The sequence below is a fragment of the Neoroseomonas marina genome, assembly GCF_012927745.1.
GTDB lineage: Bacteria > Pseudomonadota > Alphaproteobacteria > Acetobacterales > Acetobacteraceae > Neoroseomonas > Neoroseomonas marina.
The window spans coordinates 168672-186031 of record NZ_JABBKX010000007.1 but is presented as its reverse complement, the minus strand read 5'-3'; the positions used below and the strand labels follow the sequence as shown (position 1 = coordinate 186031).

Sequence of the window (17360 nt, the reverse complement as noted above, 5' to 3'; positions counted from 1 at the left end):
CGCGAAGCCAAGGAGCGCGGATGCGGTCCGCCCGGCGTCTGAGGGCAAAGGACACCGCGGCCTGAAGGGCCGAGGCCGCGACTGCGGCCCGCGGCGGGTGCCGCGAAGCCAAGGAGCGCGGATGCGGGTCCGCCCGGCGTCTGAGGGCAGAGCATCGACGGCCACGACTTCGCGGTCCGCGGATCAGTTCCCCGATCCCTGGGGGGCGCCGAAGCCGCCCGGTTCGAAGAAGCGGGGGTCGTTGAACTGGAACAATCCCGCGGGGAATCGCTGGCCGGTCTCGATGCGCGACAGCGTCACCCGCGTCTCGCGCCGTTGCGCATCCATCACCGCCCATTGGCGGAGTTCGAGCGGTTCGTTGTTGAAGACCAGCGTCAGCACGCCTTCGCCGGGTTCCGAGGTGCGGTACATGCTGACGCGCAGGAACGGCCCGGTGCGTTCGATGCCGGTGACCGTCACGTCGCCGGACAACCGCACCTCCCGCCGCAGCAGGATGCCGAGCGGGGTCTGGCTGATCAGTAGCGTCGTCGGCGCCCGCAATTCCCGGTCGTACATCAGGAACTGGCCGGCATCGGCGACCAGCAGCAGCGGCTCGGGCGGGTCGTATTCGAACCGCATCCGTCCCGGACGCCAGATCCAGGCCGTGCCCTCGGCCGAGGCGCCGTTCTGGGCGATCTGCAGGAAGCGGGCGCGCAGGGTGGTCAGGGCGTTGAGGTAGGTCTCGACGCGGGCGAGGTCGGCGCGGTCGCGGTCGGTCAGCGCCGCGGCGGGCGGCCGCGCCGGGGCCTGGGCCCGCTGGGCGAGCGCCGGCGTGGCGAGGAGAAGGGGCGTGAGGAGGAGGGGACGGCGTTTCATCGCCACCCGATGTGGCCCGCCGGGCGTCCCGGGGAAAGCCCCTCTCAGCGCGGCGCCCCCTGCATGCCCGGCATGCCCTGCGGCACGCCCTGGGGCATCTGCATCGTCTGGTACCCCTCCGGCCGGCGGAACAGGGCGGCATCCTGCGGCTGGTAGACGACGCGGGTCGCCTCGATCCGGCCCTGGCCGGCGCCCTGGGCCGCCCCGTTGCCCCGCAGCATCACGCCGTCATTGGTGATGCAGGCTTCCCCCTGGGAGGAGGCGGACTGGTAGCGCCAGACGGTGCAGTCGAGGCCCGCGATCTTCTCGACCCCGCCGCGGGTGAAGCGCGCATTCTCGAGGTCGCGCTGCATGCCGGCGGCCTGGGCCACCGGCACGTCCATGATCATGCGCATCTGTTCCATGACCATGAAGCCGCGCTGGCCCTGGTGGTCGGCGACCATGTAGCCCATGCCCTGGGGCATGTTCATGCGCATCAGCCGCTGCGCGGCGGACCACAGCATGGTCAGCTCGGCCTGCTGGCCCTGGCCGGCGACGCGGTAGGTCACGGCGACGTCGCGCGTCGGATAGATCTGCGGGCGGTCCTGCGCCTCGGCGGCGACGGGCAGCGCGGCGATCAGGGCGGCGGCGAGGGCGTGGCGCATGGCGGGTCTCCTTCGGGGCGCGGATCCTGCACCGCCGATCGTGGCAGCACGATGAAACGCTTCGCGAGGCGCCCCCGCGTTGACGCCCCCGTCCGCGCGGCAGAGCATCCGCGCCATGACAACGACTCCGGGCGTGGTGACGGTCGGTGCGGCGGTATTCGCGATCGGCGCTTCCACGACGCTCCCGATGCCGTTGTACACCGCCTATGCGGCGATGGATGGCGGCGGGGCGAGCGGCCTGGCCGCCGCCTTCATCGCCTATGCGACGACGCTGATCGTCACCGCGCCGCTGCTCGGCGGCCTGTCCGACCGCGTCGGGCGCAAGCCCTGCGTCATGGCCGCGCTGGTCTTCGCCGGGCTGGGCACGGTGGCGCTGATCCTCGCACCCGGCCTCGCGGCGCTGACCGTCGCGCGCGTGCTGCAGGGCTTCGCCATCGGGCTGATCGCCGGCGGGGCGACGGCCTGGGCGGCGGAACTCGCCGGCGGGCCGGAGGCCGGGCGGAGCGCGGCGCGCGTGATGGCCTTCGCGACCGCGGGGTCCTATGCGCTGGGCGGGCTCACCACGCTGACCGCGCTGTGGCTGCATGGGGGCGATACGCCGCCGCTGACCTATTGGGCGCATGTCGCGATCGTGCTGCTGGTGCTGCCGATCGTCGCGCGCCTGCCGGACCGGCGCCGGCCCGAGCGCGTCGCCTGGCTGCGCGTGCCGGCCTTCCCGCGCGGGACGGTCGCATCCTCCTTCGGGATGTTCGCGGCCTGGGGGGTGACGGGCGTCACGCTGACCTCGGTGCCGAGCACCCTTGCGGCGGCGGGGTATCCGCGGCTCGGGCCGCTCGCGATCTGCTTCATGATCATGGTCGGTACCGCCATGCAGCAGGCGATCGGCGGCTGGCCGGCGCGGCGGCTGTCGCTGACGGGGCTGCCGGTGTTGCTGGCGGGCGCGGCGCTGGTGCTGACCGGCACGCTGCAGGCGTCGCTGCCGCTGCTGCTCGCCGGCGGAGCGCTGGTGGGCAGCGCGGCCTATGGGTTCCTGTTCGTCGGCGCGCTCGCCGCCGCCTCGGAGGCGGCCTCGGGCGAGGATCGGGCGCGGGCGGCGGCCGGCGTCTTCCTCGTCGCCCATGCCGGGTTCTGCATCCCGCCGCTGCTGACGGGCCTCGCGGTGGACCGCTTCGGCGCCGGCGCCGCGCTGGGTGGCTTCTGGGTCTGGCTCGCGGGCTTCTGCGCGCTGCTCGCGCTGCTGCTGTTGCGGCGGCGCGCCTAGGCCGGGCAGCATCGCCGCGATGGAACGCGTCGTCGTCTTCGACATCGAGACCGTCCCGGACCTCGTCGCCGGGCGCGCGCTGCTGGGGGAGGAGGCCGAGGGCCTGCCCGAGGCCGCGCTGCGCGAGCGCCTCGGCGCCCGCTACGCACGCGAGGGGCAGGACCCGGCGACGGCCTTCCTCAAGCCGCCGCTGCACGCCGTCGCGTGCCTGGCGCTGCTGGTCGCCGAGCGCGACGGGCATGAGGAACCCTGGCGCGTGCGCCGCATGGCCGCGCGGCATACCGGCGACACGCCGGAGCCCGAGATCCTCGGTCTGTTCGAGCGCACCCTCGCGCAGGGGCGTCCCGGCCCGATGCTGGCGGGCTTCAACACATCGGGCTTCGACCTGCCGGTGCTGCGTTATCGCGCCATGGCCTGCGGCGTTCCGATGCCGTCGCTGAACGGGGCGAACGGGCGCGACTACGGCTACCGCTATGGCAAGGACCACATCGACCTTGCGGACCGGCTTTCGGGCTTCCGTGCCTCGCCCATGCCCTCGCTCGCCGAGGCATCGGCGCTGATCGGGCTGACCGCCAAGGCGGGGATGCACGGCGCCGAGGTCGAGCCGGCGATGACGGCAGGCCGCGGGGCCGAGGTCGCGACCTATTGCGAGACCGATGTCGCGGCGACCTTCCTCGTGCTGCTGCGGTTCTGGCAGGCGATGGGGGCATTGCCGGCGGATGCGGCGACGGCGTCCTTCGCGGGCTTCGCGGCGTTTCTCGAGGAGCACCGCGCGGAGCCGGATTTCTTCCTGCATGCGGAGGTGGCGGGGCGGCTCGCGCAGGGGTGAAGGGGCGGGGGGGAGAAGGAAACTTCTCCCCCCGGACCCCCCTCGACCTTCCTTGGGCGCCCAGGGGGAAACCCCCGGGATGCCAAGGGCGGTCCCGACCGCTATAAGCACCGCCGTTCATGTCCGATCGCGACCTTGCATCGCCAGGCAGCCGCCGGGCTGCCTGGCTCAACAGCCTCTTCGTCGACCATGCCCTTCTGCGCCTCGGCTGGCGCAACTGGGGCGTGGTCGAGAGCGGCCGTCTGTACCGTTCCAACCACCCGATGCCCTGGCAGCTCGAACAGGCGGTGCGGCGCTACGGCATCCGCACCGTGATCAACCTGCGCGGCCACCGGGAGGCCTGCGGGTCGGACGCGCTCGGGCGACAGGCCGCCGCGGATCTCGGGCTCGAGCACATCGACGCGCCGCTCGAAAGCCGGGGGGCGCCGCACAGGGACCGCATCCTGCGCCTCGCCGGCATCTTCGCGCGGATGGAGGAACCGGCCCTGATCCATTGCAAGTCGGGCGCGGACCGCACCGGGCTGGCCGCCGGGCTGTGGCTGCTGCTGCAGGGACGGCCTGTGGAACAGGCGCTCGATCAATTGTCCTTGCGCTACGGGCATGTCGCGGCGGCGCGGACCGGCATCCTCGACGCCTTCTTCCGCACCTATGCCGCCTTCGTGAAGGAGAAGGGGCCGAAGCCCTTCCTCGACTGGGTGCGCGACGATTATTCGGAAGACGCGCTGCGCGCCGAGTTCCGCAGCACGCCCTGGGCCGACCGCCTCGTGGACGGCGTGCTCAGGCGCGAGTGAGCGCGGCGAGGTCGCCCTTCACCAACGCGGGGACGGCGCGCGCGACGCGCTCCGCCGGCCAGTCCCACCAGGCGATGTCGAGCAGCCCGGCGATGGTATCGGCGTCGAAGCGCATCCGCACGACCCGCGCGGGATTCCCCGCGACGACGGCATAGGGCGGCACGTCCTTCGCGACGACCGCGCGCGCCGCGACGACCGCGCCATGGCCGATCGTCACCCCCGGCAGCACGAGGCATTCCGTGCCGAGCCAGACATCGTTGCCGACCACGATCGGCCCGCCGCCGCGCCAAGGGTATTCGGCCAGCGGCAGCGCCTCGGCGAAGGCGCCGCCCATGATCCCGAAGGGGTAGGTGGACGGCCCGACCATGGCGTGGTTGGCGCACGGCATCAGGAAGGTCGCGCGATGCGCGACGGCGCAGTAGCGCCCGATCGCGAGGCTGCCGAAGCCGTAGTTGTAGCGCACGCAGAGCTCGAGGAAGCGCAGCGGGTCCTCGTGGTCGTGATAGTAGGAGAAGTCGCCCGCGATGACGTTCGCGACCTGCGGGCTCCTCGCCAGAAGGGGCTTGAGGAAGACCATCCCCGGGTGTTCCGGCATCGGGTGCAGCGCGTCGGGATCGGGCGGGGCGGTCATGCGGGGCTCCGGGGCGCGAGGCGCAGATGGACCGGCACAGCGGCGAGCGCGACGACGAGGAAGGCGACGCCTGCGAGCAGCGGCGCCTCCGGCGCGCCGGTGACGTCGCGGGCCAGGCCCGCGAGCGGCGGCAGCAGCGCGAGCGATCCGTAGAACAGCGTGTAGTGCACGCCCATGCCGAAGGCGCGGCTCGGTGCCGACAGCGCGCGGCCCACCATCGCCATCACCAGCGAGGCGGGCGGCCCCGCGAGCAGCCCGAACAGCAGCAGCGACACCCAGGGCGAGAACCCCGCGATCACGGCGAGCAGGCAGCCCGCCATGCCCGCCATGCAGGCGATGGTGGTCAGCACAGGACGCCCCCAGCGTTCGGCGAGCGCACCGCCGATCGGCAGCACCGGCAGGATGCCGAAGCCGACGAGCGAGGCCGCGACGCCCGCCTGCTCCGCGCCCCAGCCGCGCGCCACCAGGAAGGCGGGCCCGAAGCCGAGTGCGACCACGAAAGCCGCGTTGTAGAAGCCCCAGATGGTTCCGGCGCTGAGCAGCGGCGCCCATTCGCTCCGCAGCAGGCCGCCGCGCCGCGCCCGCGCCGCCCCCGCGCCATCCCGGCGGGGCAGCAGGAACCACAGGGGCAGGAAGGATGCGGCGCACACGACGGCGGACAGCCACAGCCCGGCGCGCCAATCCGTCCCGAGCAGCGGCAGCACGACGAGCGCGATGCCGATGCCGCACGGCCAGGCCATCAGCATCAGTCCCAGCGCGGGCGCGAGCGCGGCCCCGTGGAAGCGGTCCAGCACCATCTTCGCGCAGGCGATCGACAGCAGCGCGCCGCCCAGCCCCGCGATGCACCGCCCAACGATCGCGACCGCGAAGCCCGGCGCCAGCGCGAGTACCGCGCCGCCGAGGCCCATCAGCCCCACGCCCCACAGCAGCACCGCGCGGTCCCCGATGCGCGCCATCACCCAGCCGGCCGGCAGCGCGATGGCGATTCCCGCGAGCGAATAGGCGCCGATCAGCGTGCCGAGTTCGGTCCAGTCCGCCGCAAGCGTACCGATCAGCAGCGGCCCGAGCGCGCCGACCACCTGGAACTGCGCCCCCATGGCGGCGCGCGAGGCGGCGAGGATGCCGAGCTCCGCCCAGCGGCTGCGGGGCGCGCTCATGCGCGGAAGTCGTCGGTGTCGGGCATCGCGCGCAGGGTAGCGGCGCCCCCTCTGCCGGCAAGGGCGCGCGGGGCCTATGCTGCGTGCAAGGACTGCAGGAGGGAATGCGAGGAATGCTGCCGCTCGACGGGGTGCGCGTGATTGAGGTGGGCCAGGCGCTGGCCGGGCCGCTCGCCGGCGCCATCATGGCCGACATGGGTGCCGACGTGATCAAGGTGGAAAAGCCCGATGGCGGCGACGACGCGCGCGGCTGGGGCCCACCCTTCGCGGCGGATGGTGTGACGTCCCTCTATTTCCACGGCCAGAACCGCAACAAGCGATCCGTTACGCTGGATCTCAAGAAGGCCGAGGACGTCGAGGCGCTGCACCGGCTGTGCGAGACCGCCGACATCCTGATCCAGAACCTGCGCCCGGGCGTGGTCGACGAGATCGGCATCGGGCCTGATGCGATGCTCGGGCGGCATCCGCAGCTGATCTATTGCTCGATCTGGGCCTTCGGCGACCGTGGGCCGATGAGGATGAAGCCGGGCTTCGACCCGCTGCTGCAGGCCTATGGCGGCATGATGAGCGTGACCGGCCGCCCCGAGGATCCGCCGACCTTCTGCGGCGCGTCCATCAACGACAAGGCGACGGGGATGTTCACCGTGATCGGCGCGCTCGGCGCGCTGCGCCGGAGGGACATCACCGGCAAGGGCGGGTTGGTGGACACCTCCCTGTTCGAGACCGCGGTGCATTGGGTCGAGGGGCAGGTGAACAACCATCTCGCGACCGGGGACGTGCCCAAGCGGCACGGGACGGGCGGCGCGGTGATCGTGCCCTACCAGGTCTTCGACTGCGCGGACCGGCCGATGTGCCTCGCGGCGGGCAATGACCGGCTTTGGGGCCGCTGCGCGAAGGTGCTGGGGCATCCGGAATGGGCGACCGACGAGCGCTTCGCGAAAGGTGCCGCGCGCGTGCGCAACAAGCCCGCGCTGATCCCGCTGATCGCGGCGGTGCTGAAGACGCGCCCGCGCGACGAATGGATTGCGGCGCTGGAAGGCGCGGGCGTGCCCTGCGCGCCGGTCAACGACATCGGGGAGGTGGTGGCGAGCGAGCAGTTCGCCGCCATGGAGATCGTGCAGCAACTGCCCGGCGGGCCGAAGGTGGTCGGGCTGCCGATCGCCTTCGACGGCGTCCGTCCGCGGTCGCAGCGCGGCGCGCCGAAACTGGGCGAACATAACGAGGAGGTTCTGGGTCGATGAGCGAACTGAAATACTGCCGCGTCGAGGACGAAGGCCGCCTGCGCATCGTCACGCTGAACCGGCCCGAAGTGATGAACGCCCTGCACAGCGAGGCGCATTTCGAGCTCGAGAAGGTGTGGGACGAATTCGCGGCGAACCCGGACCTCTGGGTCGCGATCGTCACCGGGGCGGGCGATCGCGCCTTTTCCGCGGGCAACGACCTGAAGGTCCAGGCGGCCGGCAAGCGCGGGCCGACGCCGCCTTCGGGCTTCGCGGGGCTGACGCTGCGCTTCAACCTCGACAAGCCGCTGATCGCCGCGGTGAACGGCATCGCCATGGGTGGCGGCTTCGAGATCGCGCTCGCCTGCGACCTGGTCGTCGCCGCCGAGAACGCGGTCTTCGCCCTGCCGGAGCCGCGGGTCGGCCTGGTCGCGGGCGCGGGCGGCGTGCACCGGCTGCCGCGCATGATCGGGCAGAAGCAGGCGCTCGGCATGATCCTGACCGGGCGGCGGGTGAGCGCGGCCGAAGGCAGGACGCTCGGCTTCGTCAACGAGGTGGTGCCGCAGGGCGAGGCGCTGGCCGGGGCGAAGCGCTGGGCGGCGCAGATCCTGGAATGCTCGCCGCTCGCGGTGCGCGCGTCGAAGCAATGCGTCTATGCGGGGCTCGACGAGCCGACACTCGAGACGGCGATCACCACCATGTACCCGTCGCAGCAGCGCAACCGGGACAGCCAGGACTACATCGAGGGGCCGAAGGCCTTCGCGGAGAAGCGCAAGCCGAACTGGCAGAACCGGTAGGGCGCCTTCCGCGCCCTGCCGGAAACGGCACCGTCCCGCATCCTACCAGGCCACCCATCCAGGAGACTGTCGTCGGGTGGCCGGTGCCGCGCGATCGGACGACGACCTAGTCGTCTTCCTCCAGCCGCGCGATGTCGTCATCCGACAGGCCGAAATGGTGGCCGATCTCGTGGATGAGGACGTTGCGGACCAGGCGGAACAGGTCCTCCCCCGTCTCGATCCATTCGAGCAGGATGGGTTCGCGGAACAGCAGGATGCGGTCCGGTTCGCGCGGGATGTCGCCGACCGACTTCGCGGTCAGCGGCACGCCCTGGTAGAGGCCGGTCAGTTCCCAGGGGCTTTCGAGGCCCATGTCGCGGATGATCTCGTCATCGGGGGTGTCCTCGACGAGGATGGCGGTGCCGCGCACGAGATCGCGCAGCGGCGCGGGGATTGCGGCGAGCGCGTGCTCGGCCATCTCAACGAGGTCATCGAGGCCGGGCGGGGTCGAGAAGCGCATGGCGCTCCATGCGCGGGCGGCCCCGCCGGCGTCAAGCAGAGGAGGGCGCGATGGTCGAGAAACTGGACGCGGCGGGGCGCGCGGCGCTGGCACGGGACCTGCCCGGCTGGGCGATGGTCGACGGCCGCGACGCCATCGCCCGCACCTTCCGCTTCAAGGATTTCAGCGAGGCCTGGGGATTCATGTCCCGCGTCGCGCTGCTGGCCGAGAAGCAGGACCACCACCCGGAATGGTTCAACGTGTGGAACCGCGTGGAGATCACGCTGTCCACCCATGACGCGGGCGGGCTGAGCGCCCGGGACGTGGCGCTGGCGAAGGCGATCGACGCGCTGGTCGCCTAGGCGGCCAGGTCAGAGGTACCGGGCGGAGACCAGCGCCGCGAGCGAGAAGCCGGTGCCGATGGCGAAGATCACTGCATGGCTCTCACCGGTCGCCGCGAAGACGGCGGCGAGCAGGAAGCCGATGCCCGCCTGCGTGACCGAGAAGGCGGCAGTGCAGCGGACCCAGAGCAGGGTCGCCTGCGGCCCGGCGACATCCCGCGCGAGGGCGAGGATCACCGTCGTCGTGCCCACCGCCGCGAAGCCGGCCAGCGCCGCCGCCGGAACGATCAGCGCCGTCAGCGGCTGCATGCACAGTCCGAGCGCCGTCGCCTGCGTCACCAGCAGGCCGATCAGCACGCGGCGACTGCCGAACCGGTCGGCGAGGCGCCCGGAGAGCATACCGCCGGCGACGCCCGAGGCGCCGAAGGCGAACCAGAGCAGCGAGCCGATGCCGAGCGCGAGGTGGTGGCCCCGCACCGCCAGGTCCGCGAGGTAGACCATCGGCGGCACCATGCCGGCGCTGTGCAGCGCATAGGTCGCGATCAGCAGCGTGCCGCCGGTCGGCGCCGCGCCCCCGGCGCGATCGGGGGTCGCGAGCGGCCAGGACCCGCGCGCCAGGATCCAGAGCAGCCCGACCAGGCCCGCCAGCCCCGCCCAGCTTCCGGCCACGCCGCCCGCCGTCAGGAAGGCCGGCACGGCCAGCGCGCCGCCGGCGATGCCGAGGCCGACGCCGGCGACGACGATGCCGCCCGCCATGCCCCGGCGGTCGGCCGGCGCGGCGGCCACGGCGGCCGGGCCGGCCAGCGCCATCAGGATGCCGCCGCCGATGCCGGCGAGCAGGCGCCAGGGCATCAGCCACCACAGCCCGCCGTTCCAGGCGCAGGCGAGCAGCGAGACGAGGATCGTTCCCATGCCGAGGTCGAGCAGCAGCGGCACCGGCAGCCGCAGCGCGACATGCCGACCGCCCAGCGTCCCGATGAGCGAGCCGAACAGGGTCACGGCGCCGAGCACCCCGGCCTCCGCGCCATCGACCCAGCCGGCGGCGACCATCGCGGGGAACAGCGGGACGAAGGCGAAGCGCGCCAGGCCGTTGCCGGAGGCCGTCGCCGCCGCCCCCGCCCAGGCCTGGCCCAGGAAGCCGCGCGGTGCGCCTCCGGCCGCTGCTTTGCCCATCGCGTCCCGATCCGTGGCGGAAGACCGGCGCGCGCGACGGTCTTTTTTAACGATCGCTACAGAATGGGCTCAGGCAGGTGCGAAGGCAAGCGGGGCCTAGAGGGCCCGCCAGCCGATGTCGCGCCGGCAGAAGCCGCCCGGCCAGTCGATCGCGTCGACCGCCGCATAGGCCGCGACCTGGGCCGCCTCGAGGGTGGCGCCCGTTGCGGTGATGCCGAGCACGCGCCCGCCGGTCGCGACCAGCGCGCCATCCTCCCGCCGCGACGTCCCCGCGTGGAACACCTGCACGCCCGCGACCTGCGCCGCGCGCTCGAGGCCGCGGATCTCGCTGCCCTTGGCGTAGGACCCCGGATAGCCCTTCGCGGCCATCACCACGACGAGGGAGTGCAGGGCCTCCCACCGCAGGTCGAACTGCGCCAGTTCCCCGTCGCAGGCGGCGATCAGCGCGGGCAGCAGGTCGGATCGCAGGCGCACCATCAGCGCCTGGCATTCGGGATCGCCGAAGCGGACGTTGAACTCGATCAGGCGCGGTCCGTCCGCGGTGATCATCAGCCCGGCAAAGAGCACGCCGCGGAAGGGGGTTCCGCGCCGGGCCATCTCGGCCAGCACGGGCCGGACGATGCGGGACATGGTCGCGTCCTGCATCGCCTGGTCCAAGACCGGCGGGGGCGAATAGGCGCCCATGCCGCCGGTGTTGGGGCCGGTGTCGCCGTCGCCCACGCGCTTGTGGTCCTGCGCGGCGCCGAGGGGCAGCGCCGTCGTCCCGTCGCACAGCGCGAAGAAGGAGACCTCCTGCCCGATCAGGCATTCCTCGATCAGCACGGTCGCGCCGGACTCGCCGTGGATGCGGGATTCCATGATGTCGGCGATGGCGGCCTCGGCTTCCTCGACCGTCGCGGCGACGACCACGCCCTTGCCGGCGGCGAGGCCGTCGGCCTTCACCACGATGGGCGCGCCCTGGTCCCGGACATAAGCCTTCGCGGCCGCCGGGTCGGTGAAGCGCTGCCACCGCGCGCCGGGCGCGCCGGCGGCGTCCGCGACCTCCCGCGTGAAGGTCTTGCTGCCTTCGAGGCGCGCGGCGGCCTGGCTCGGGCCGAAGCACTTGATCCCCGCGGCGGCGCAGGCATCGGCGAGGCCCGCGACCAGCGGCGGCTCGCCGCCGACCACCACCAGGTCGACCGCATGCGCCGTGGCGAAGGCCACCAGGGCCGGGATGTCGAGCGAATCGATCGCCACGCATTCCGCGACCTCGGCAATGCCCGCATTGCCCGGGGCACACCACAATTTGCCCAGCAGGGGGGAGGCCGCGATCGCCCAGCACAGCGCGTGTTCGCGACCGCCGCCGCCGACCACCAGGACCTTCATCGCCCGCACCCCGCTTCTGACGGGCGGCGCCTTAGCATAGGGTGGCCGGATGGACACCCCGGCGACCACCAACATCCCGGAATATGCCGTCTCGGACCTGGCGGGGGCGATTCGCCGCACCCTCGAGGGCGCCTTCGGCCGCGTGCGCGTGCGCGGCGAGATCACCGAGATGAAGCGGTATCCGTCCGGGCACATCTACCTGTCGCTGAAGGATGCGGATGCGAAGATCGAGGCGGTGATCTGGAAGTCCGCCGTTCGCAACCTCGGCACCCTGCCCGAGAACGGCGTGGAGATGATCGCGACGGGGCGGATCTCCACCTATGCCGACCGGTCGAAGTACCAGCTGGTGATCGAGCAGCTGGAATATGCCGGCGAGGGCGCGCTGCTCGCGCGCATCGAGGCGCTGCGGAAGCGACTGCTCGAGGAAGGGCTGTTCGACGAGGCGCGCAAGAAGCCCATCCCGCGCCTGCCCGCCGTGATCGGCGTGGTGACCTCCGAGAAGGGCGCGGTCATTCAGGACATCCGCACGACGATCGCGCGGCGCTTCCCGCGCCGGATCATCCTGTGGCCGGTCATGGTGCAGGGGCAGGGCGCGGCGGAGCAGATCGCCTCTGCCATCCGCGGCTTCGACGCCATCGCGCCGGGCGGGCGGGTGCCGCGGCCGGACGTGCTGATCGTCGCGCGCGGCGGCGGGTCGCTCGAGGACCTGATGGCCTTCAATGAGGAGATCGTGGTCCGTGCTGCCGCTGCCTGTTCCATCCCGCTGATCAGCGCGGTGGGGCATGAGACGGATACGACGCTGATCGACTTCGCCTCGGACCGCCGGGCGCCGACGCCGACGGCGGCGGCCGAACTGGCGGTGCCGGCGCGGGCGGACCTGATGGCGGGGCTGGCGCAGACCGGGGCGCGGCTGGCGCAGGCTGCGGCGGGGCTGCTGAACGGGGCGCGGCTGCGCCTGCTGCGGGCGGAACGCGGGTTGCCGGACGTGCCGGCGCGGCTCGCGCAGTCGCGGCAGCGGCTGGACGATATCGGGGAAAGGCTGCCGCGGGCGCTGGTGTCGCTGCTGGGCGCGCGGCGGCAGGCGCTGGCGGGGCTGCGCGTGCCGCATCCGCGGGAGGGGATCCTGGCGCGGCGCGCGGCGGTGCAGTCCTTGTCGCTGCGGCTGTCGGCGGCCTGGGGGCGGCAGCGGGATGCGCGGGCGCGTGCGCCGGCGTTCGCCCGGCTGTCGCCGGCGCCGGTGCAGGCGCTGGTGCGGCAGAAGCGGGCGGTGCTGGAGGGGCTGTCGGCGCGGCTCGAGAGTGCGTCGTATCAATCGGTGCTCGCGCGCGGCTTTGCGTTGGTGCGGGACGCGGAGGGGCATCCGGTAACGGCTGCGAGGCGCGTCGCGCCGGGCCAGGCACTGCGGTTGACCTTCGCCGATGGTGACGTTCGCGCGCAGGCGGAAGGGGGCGCGCCGCGCCGCAAGGGTTCGGTGCCGGAACAGGGGTCGTTGCTGTGACGGTCGATGATGACCGGAGGGGCGCCGCCCCTTCGGGCCTCCCCGCCACGGGTCCCATGGACGTTGCGCAGCAACGCCCAAGGAGCCGCTCAGGCCGCAAGGCCTTTGGAAACCAACACGGTGTCCAGAGGCCTTTCGGCCTCTGGTGGGGTGGTGTGGAGGGGCAAGGCCCCTCCACGATCTCCCGCCGCGCGGTGCTGGCCGCCCCGACACTGCTTGTCGCCCGCCCTGCCGCCGCCGCCGTGTCCTTCCCCGACCGCGGCCTGGCCCAGGGTGGCTTCGTCGTCGGTCGTGCCGCGCCCGGCACGCGCCTCGCCCTCGACGGCCGTGCCGTGCGCGTCGCCGCGGATGGCGCCTTCGCCTTCGGCTTCGGGCGCGATCAGGGGCCGAGCGCCACGCTGTCCGTCGCCGAGCCCGGCGGGCGGCGGGAGGACCGGCGCCTGTCGATCGCGCGGCGGCAGTGGCAGGAACAGCGCATCAACGGCCTGCCGCCGTCCCAGGTCACGCCCGACGAGGAGACGCTGCAGCGCATCCTGCGCGAGCGGGAGAAGCTCGCGACGGTGCGCGCGGTGGACAGCGCGCTGACCGGCTTCGCCGAAGGCTTCGTCCCTCCGGCGAGCGGGCGGATCTCCGGCGTCTATGGCAGCCGGCGCATCCTGAACGGACAGCCGCGGCAGCCGCATTACGGGCTCGACTTCGCGGTGCCGACGGGCACGCCGCTCAGGGCCGCGGCGGCGGGGCGGGTGACGCTCGCGGACGCGTTCCATTTCTTCGGCAATCTGGTGGTGATCGACCACGGGCACGGCGTGAACACGCTCTATGCGCATCTCTCGGCCTTCGAGGTGCGGGAGGGGCAGATGGTCGCGAAGGGCGATCGCGTGGCGCTGTCCGGTGCGACGGGGCGGGTGACGGGGCCGCACCTGCATTTCTCGCTGTCCTGGTTCCAGACCTTCCTCGACCCGCAGCCGGTGGTGCTGCCGGCATGAGCACCTCGCTCGCCTGGGACGAACGCTACGCCGGCGGCGGCTTCCAGTTCGGCGAGGCGCCGAACCTGTATCTGCTGTCGCAGGCGCACCGGCTGCGGCGCGGGATGCGCGCCCTGGCCGTTGGCGACGGCGAGGGTCGCAACGGCGTCTGGTTGGCGGAACAGGGGCTGGTCACGACCTCGGTCGACTGGTCGCCGGTCGGGCAGGCAAAGGCGGCGGCGCTGGCGGAGCGGCGCGGCGTCGGGCTGCGGACGGTGACCACGGATGTCTCCGTGTGGGACTGGCCGGACGCCGGCTTCGACCTGATCGCCTGGATCTTCGTGCATCTTCCGCCCGCCGACCGCGCGGCGGCCTGCGCCGGCGCGATGCGCGCGCTCGCGCCCGGCGGGCTGCTGGTGATGGAATGCTTCACGCCGGCGCAGGAAGGCCGGCGCAGCGGCGGGCCGAAGGACGTCTCGCTGCTGTGGTCCCGCGCGCTGGTCGAGCAGCACTTCGCGGGGCTGGAGGTGCTCGAACTGCTGGAGGGGCCGGTGGCGCGGGACGAGGGGCCGCGGCCCCAGGGGCGCGCGGAAGTGGCCAGGGCAGTACTGAAGCGGTGATGGGGCACCGAGAGGGGCCCCGCCCCCCCCGGGCTCTCCCCGCCAAAGGCCGAAAGGCCTTTGGAAACCGAGACACTTCGGGCGCGGGTCGTGGTCTGCAAAGGCCCGCCGGCCCTGGCTGGGAAGGTCCGGCGGGGCAGCGCCCCACCCCGTCTCAGTCCCGCGGCCCCGGCGCCAGCACCTCGCGCTTGCCGACATGGTTCGCCGGGCCGACCACGCCTTCCTTCTCCATCTGCTCGATCAGCTTGGCGGCGCGGTTGTAGCCGATGTTCAGGTGCCGCTGGACGAAGGAGGTGCTGGCCTTGCCCTCCCGCGTCACCAGCGCGACGGCCTGGTCGTAGAGCGAGGCCTCGCCATCCGTGTTGCCGCCGAGCATGCCCGGCAGCGCGCCGGTGCCGTCCTCGTCGGCTTCCTCGGTGACTTCCTCGATGTAGGCGGGCTCGCCCTGCTCGCGCAGATGCTCGACCACGCGCTCGACCTCGTTGTCGGTGACGAAGGGGCCGTGCACGCGCGTCACGCGGCCGCCGCCGGCCATGAACAGCATGTCGCCCTGGCCGAGCAGCTGCTCGGCACCCTGCTCGCCGAGGATGGTGCGGCTGTCGATCTTCGACGTCACCTGGAAGGAGATGCGCGTCGGGAAGTTGGCCTTGATGGTGCCGGTGATGACGTCGACCGACGGGCGCTGCGTCGCCATGATGACGTGGATGCCGGCGGCGCGCGCCATCTGCGCCAGGCGCTGCACCGCGGCCTCGATCTCCTTGCCGGCGACGATCATCAGGTCGGCCATCTCGTCGATGACGACGACGATCATCGGCAGCGGCTCGAGCGCGAGGGGCTGTTCCTCGAAGACCGGCTTGCCGGTGTCGGGATCGAAGCCGGTCTGCACCTTGCGGGTGAGGACCTCGCCCCGCTGGCGGGCGGCGGAGACCTTCTCATTGTAGCCGCCGATGTTGCGCACGCCGAGCTGCGACATGGCGCGGTAGCGGCGCTCCATCTCGCGCACTGTCCACTTCAGCGCGCCGATCGCCTTGGGCGGCTCGGTGACGACCGGGGCGAGCAGATGCGGGATCCGGTCGTAGACCGACAGTTCCAGCATCTTCGGGTCGATCATGATGAAGCGGCACTCGTCCGGCCCGAAGCGGTACAGCAGGGACAGGATCATGGTGTTGATCCCGACCGACTTGCCCGACCCGGTGGTGCCCGCGATCAGTAGATGCGGCATGCGCGCGAGGTCGGCGATGACCGGCGTGCCGCCGATGTCCTTGCCGAGGGCGAGCGGCAGCCGGCTCTGGTTCCGCGCCCAGCCCTCGTCGACGAACATCTCGGACAGGTAGACCGTCTCGCGTTTCGCGTTCGGCATCTCGATGCCGATGACGTTGCGGCCCGGGACGGTCGCGATGCGCACCGCGATGACCGACATCGACCGCGCGATGTCGTCGGCGAGGCCGATGACGCGGGACGACTTGGTGCCCGGCGCGGGTTCGAGTTCGTACAGGGTGACGACCGGGCCCGGGCGGATCTCGGCGATGCGGCCGCGCACGCCGTAGTCCTCGAGCACCGATTCCAGCAGCCGCGCATTGGCCTGCAGCGATTCCTCCGACGGCCGGCCGGTGCGCTTGGCGGGCGCCTCGGTCAGCAGGTCGAGCGGCGGCAGGCGCCAGCCGGGGCCGAGATCCAGCGCGCGCTGTTCCGGGACGCGGCGCGGACGGTCGGCGGCAGGGGTGGTGACGCGGGTGCGCGGGGCGAGGCGCGGCTTCGCCTCGGGTTCGGTGCCGCGGCGAATGTCGCCCTCCTCGCCCGGCAGGGGCGGGGGCGGGGCGGCGGGGCTGGGCGGCACGGCCGCGGCGGCCTCGTCCGCGGCGCGCAGCATGGCGCCGAGGGAGGTCTCGCGCGGTTCCCGCCGCAGCATCGCGCCGGCGCCGTCGCGGGCGGTGCGCAGCCGGGCGCCGAGGCGGGCGAACAGGCCGGGGCGCGCGGGGCGCGAGAGCGGGGCGCGCGGCGGTTCCTCGACCTCCATCATGTCGTCCGGCGGACCGGGGGTGCGGCGCAGGGCGGCGGCACCGCTCCAGGCCGCGCCGACCGCGACCTGGCCGGCGCCGACGGCCGCGCGGCCCGCGCCGCGCCATTCGCCGAAGGTCAGCCCGCAGGCGATGAAGGCCGACCCGACCGCGGCGACGGACAGCAAGGCGCTCGCGGCCATGCCGCCCAGCGGGCCCAGCCAGCCTGCCAGGCCGTCCACGATCGCCGAGGACAGCACGAGACCGGCCGCGCCGCCCGGCCCGGCCTCGACCGGCACGGCGGCGGGCATGGGCACCAGCGTCAGGGCGGCGGCGACCAGCGGCAGGCCGACCAGCAGCCCGCCGATCCGTCCGGCGACCGAGCCGAAGCCGCGCTGCGTCGCGAGCCGGAAGGCCCAGGCGAGCATGGCCACGACCGGCAGCGCCGCGGCGAAGCCGAAGGTCTGCAGCAGCAGGTCCGCGATGATCGCCCCCGGATGACCGGCGAGATTGGTGGGTGGGCGGTCGGTGGCGGTGTTGAGCGAGGGGTCGGACGGGTTGTGCGAGCCGAGCGCGACCAGCAGCGCGACGGCGGCGAGGGCCACCAGCACGCCCGCCAGTTCGTTCATCCGGCGGCGCAGCACGGCCCGGACCGCCGGGGAGGCGAAACGGAAGCTTGCGCCGCTCAGGCGACCGGAGCTGCGCACGTCATCGGAAAGGGCGGCACGGGGCATGTGG

Annotated in this window: 17 protein-coding genes; 9 read left to right on the top strand and 8 right to left on the bottom strand. The window is 73.1% G+C overall.

From position 1 onward, the window contains the following. Positions 1 to 183 precede the first annotated feature (183 nt). Both GWK16_RS18930 and GWK16_RS18925 read right to left on the bottom strand, forming a co-directional pair. The gene (locus tag GWK16_RS18930; protein WP_170055531.1) at positions 184 to 855 is read right to left on the bottom strand and encodes a LolA family protein; all 672 of its coding nucleotides are present in this window, start codon (positions 853 to 855) and stop codon (positions 184 to 186) included. Between the two features lie 44 nt (positions 856 to 899). Next, on the bottom strand, positions 900 to 1499 hold the full coding sequence (locus GWK16_RS18925; RefSeq protein WP_170055530.1) for a DUF4412 domain-containing protein: 600 nt from the start codon (positions 1497 to 1499) through the stop codon (positions 900 to 902). Positions 1500 to 1614: 115 nt separating this feature from the next. Here GWK16_RS18925 and GWK16_RS18920 point away from each other — a divergent pair, with 115 nt between their 5' ends. The 3 genes from GWK16_RS18920 to GWK16_RS18910 all read left to right on the top strand — a co-directional run bounded on the left by GWK16_RS18920 (position 1615) and on the right by GWK16_RS18910 (position 4380). Further along, a complete protein-coding gene (locus GWK16_RS18920) occupies positions 1615 to 2760 on the top strand; it encodes an MFS transporter (protein WP_170055529.1) in 1146 nt (381 codons plus the stop codon). Between the two features lie 19 nt (positions 2761 to 2779). Further along, entirely contained in the window at positions 2780 to 3589 is an 810-nt protein-coding gene (locus tag GWK16_RS18915) for a 3'-5' exonuclease family protein (protein WP_170055528.1), read from the top strand. A gap of 119 nt (positions 3590 to 3708) precedes the next feature. Then, positions 3709 to 4380: a tyrosine-protein phosphatase gene (locus GWK16_RS18910; RefSeq protein WP_170055527.1), complete on the top strand. Its 672-nt coding sequence runs from the start codon at positions 3709 to 3711 to the stop codon at positions 4378 to 4380. Here GWK16_RS18910 and GWK16_RS18905 read toward each other — a convergent pair. Together GWK16_RS18905 and GWK16_RS18900 are read right to left on the bottom strand one after the other, a co-directional pair. Next, a complete protein-coding gene (locus GWK16_RS18905) occupies positions 4367 to 5011 on the bottom strand; it encodes a CatB-related O-acetyltransferase (protein WP_170055526.1) in 645 nt (214 codons plus the stop codon). The two genes, GWK16_RS18910 and GWK16_RS18905, sit on opposite strands and share 14 nt — an antisense overlap. After that, on the bottom strand, positions 5008 to 6168 hold the full coding sequence (locus tag GWK16_RS18900) for an MFS transporter (protein WP_170055525.1): 1161 nt from the start codon (positions 6166 to 6168) through the stop codon (positions 5008 to 5010). Before GWK16_RS18900 ends, GWK16_RS18905 begins: the two co-directional genes overlap by 4 nt. 113 nt (positions 6169 to 6281) lie before the next feature. On the opposite strand from GWK16_RS18900, the gene GWK16_RS18895 reads away from it, so the two are divergent. After that, positions 6282 to 7409 carry a CaiB/BaiF CoA transferase family protein gene (locus GWK16_RS18895; protein WP_211187546.1) on the top strand — a complete coding sequence of 376 codons (1128 nt, stop codon included), beginning with the start codon at positions 6282 to 6284 and terminating at the stop codon, positions 7407 to 7409. Then, a complete protein-coding gene (locus tag GWK16_RS18890; RefSeq protein WP_170055523.1) occupies positions 7406 to 8185 on the top strand; it encodes an enoyl-CoA hydratase-related protein in 780 nt (259 codons plus the stop codon). Before GWK16_RS18895 ends, GWK16_RS18890 begins: the two co-directional genes overlap by 4 nt. Before the next feature lie 106 nt (positions 8186 to 8291). Here GWK16_RS18890 and GWK16_RS18885 read toward each other — a convergent pair whose 3' ends face one another. Beyond that, a complete protein-coding gene (locus tag GWK16_RS18885) occupies positions 8292 to 8684 on the bottom strand; it encodes a metallopeptidase family protein (protein WP_170055522.1) in 393 nt (130 codons plus the stop codon). Between the two features lie 50 nt (positions 8685 to 8734). Between GWK16_RS18885 and GWK16_RS18880 the strand changes: the two genes are divergently transcribed. Further along, on the top strand, positions 8735 to 9025 hold the full coding sequence (locus tag GWK16_RS18880) for a 4a-hydroxytetrahydrobiopterin dehydratase (RefSeq protein ID WP_170055521.1): 291 nt from the start codon (positions 8735 to 8737) through the stop codon (positions 9023 to 9025). Between the two features lie 9 nt (positions 9026 to 9034). On the opposite strand, the gene GWK16_RS18875 is transcribed toward GWK16_RS18880, so the two are convergent. Further along, positions 9035 to 10177, bottom strand: coding sequence for a YbfB/YjiJ family MFS transporter (locus tag GWK16_RS18875; protein ID WP_170055520.1), 1143 nt, complete (start codon positions 10175 to 10177; stop codon positions 9035 to 9037). Between the two features lie 96 nt (positions 10178 to 10273). Beyond that, complete coding sequence (gene purD / locus GWK16_RS18870) at positions 10274 to 11542, bottom strand: phosphoribosylamine--glycine ligase (protein WP_170055519.1); 1269 nt, start codon at positions 11540 to 11542, stop codon at positions 10274 to 10276. 49 nt (positions 11543 to 11591) lie between these two features. On the opposite strand from purD, the gene xseA reads away from it, so the two are divergent. From xseA to GWK16_RS18855, 3 genes are all read left to right on the top strand, one after another. Continuing rightward, entirely contained in the window at positions 11592 to 13040 is a 1449-nt protein-coding gene (xseA, locus tag GWK16_RS18865; RefSeq protein ID WP_170055518.1) for an exodeoxyribonuclease VII large subunit, read from the top strand. A 155-nt stretch (positions 13041 to 13195) separates the two neighbouring features. Continuing rightward, entirely contained in the window at positions 13196 to 14026 is an 831-nt protein-coding gene (locus GWK16_RS18860; protein ID WP_338144512.1) for a M23 family metallopeptidase, read from the top strand. After that, positions 14023 to 14625 carry an SAM-dependent methyltransferase gene (locus tag GWK16_RS18855; protein ID WP_170055516.1) on the top strand — a complete coding sequence of 201 codons (603 nt, stop codon included), beginning with the start codon at positions 14023 to 14025 and terminating at the stop codon, positions 14623 to 14625. The genes GWK16_RS18860 and GWK16_RS18855 overlap by 4 nt, the downstream gene beginning before the upstream one ends. Positions 14626 to 14779: 154 nt before the next feature. Here GWK16_RS18855 and GWK16_RS18850 read toward each other — a convergent pair whose 3' ends face one another. Continuing rightward, positions 14780 to 17356, bottom strand: a complete 2577-nt coding sequence (locus GWK16_RS18850) for a DNA translocase FtsK (protein WP_170055515.1) — start codon at positions 17354 to 17356, stop codon at positions 14780 to 14782. Positions 17357 to 17360 lie beyond the last annotated feature (4 nt).

Excerpts from the sequence above, each read along its gene's own strand:
- GWK16_RS18930 (WP_170055531.1), bottom strand. The coding sequence starts at position 855 with ATGAAACGCCGTCCCCTCCTCCTCACGCCCCTTCTCCTCGCCACGCCG.
- GWK16_RS18925 (WP_170055530.1), bottom strand. The coding sequence starts at position 1,499 with ATGCGCCACGCCCTCGCCGCCGCCCTGATCGCCGCGCTGCCCGTCGCC.
- GWK16_RS18920 (WP_170055529.1), top strand. The coding sequence starts at position 1,615 with ATGACAACGACTCCGGGCGTGGTGACGGTCGGTGCGGCGGTATTCGCG.
- GWK16_RS18915 (WP_170055528.1), top strand. The coding sequence starts at position 2,780 with ATGGAACGCGTCGTCGTCTTCGACATCGAGACCGTCCCGGACCTCGTC.
- GWK16_RS18910 (WP_170055527.1), top strand. The coding sequence starts at position 3,709 with ATGTCCGATCGCGACCTTGCATCGCCAGGCAGCCGCCGGGCTGCCTGG.
- GWK16_RS18905 (WP_170055526.1), bottom strand. The coding sequence starts at position 5,011 with ATGACCGCCCCGCCCGATCCCGACGCGCTGCACCCGATGCCGGAACAC.
- GWK16_RS18900 (WP_170055525.1), bottom strand. The coding sequence starts at position 6,168 with ATGAGCGCGCCCCGCAGCCGCTGGGCGGAGCTCGGCATCCTCGCCGCC.
- GWK16_RS18895 (WP_211187546.1), top strand. The coding sequence starts at position 6,282 with ATGCTGCCGCTCGACGGGGTGCGCGTGATTGAGGTGGGCCAGGCGCTG.
- GWK16_RS18890 (WP_170055523.1), top strand. The coding sequence starts at position 7,406 with ATGAGCGAACTGAAATACTGCCGCGTCGAGGACGAAGGCCGCCTGCGC.
- GWK16_RS18885 (WP_170055522.1), bottom strand. The coding sequence starts at position 8,684 with ATGCGCTTCTCGACCCCGCCCGGCCTCGATGACCTCGTTGAGATGGCC.
- GWK16_RS18880 (WP_170055521.1), top strand. The coding sequence starts at position 8,735 with ATGGTCGAGAAACTGGACGCGGCGGGGCGCGCGGCGCTGGCACGGGAC.
- GWK16_RS18875 (WP_170055520.1), bottom strand. The coding sequence starts at position 10,177 with ATGGGCAAAGCAGCGGCCGGAGGCGCACCGCGCGGCTTCCTGGGCCAG.
- purD (WP_170055519.1), bottom strand. The coding sequence starts at position 11,542 with ATGAAGGTCCTGGTGGTCGGCGGCGGCGGTCGCGAACACGCGCTGTGC.
- xseA (WP_170055518.1), top strand. The coding sequence starts at position 11,592 with ATGGACACCCCGGCGACCACCAACATCCCGGAATATGCCGTCTCGGAC.
- GWK16_RS18855 (WP_170055516.1), top strand. The coding sequence starts at position 14,023 with ATGAGCACCTCGCTCGCCTGGGACGAACGCTACGCCGGCGGCGGCTTC.
- GWK16_RS18850 (WP_170055515.1), bottom strand. The coding sequence starts at position 17,356 with ATGCCCCGTGCCGCCCTTTCCGATGACGTGCGCAGCTCCGGTCGCCTG.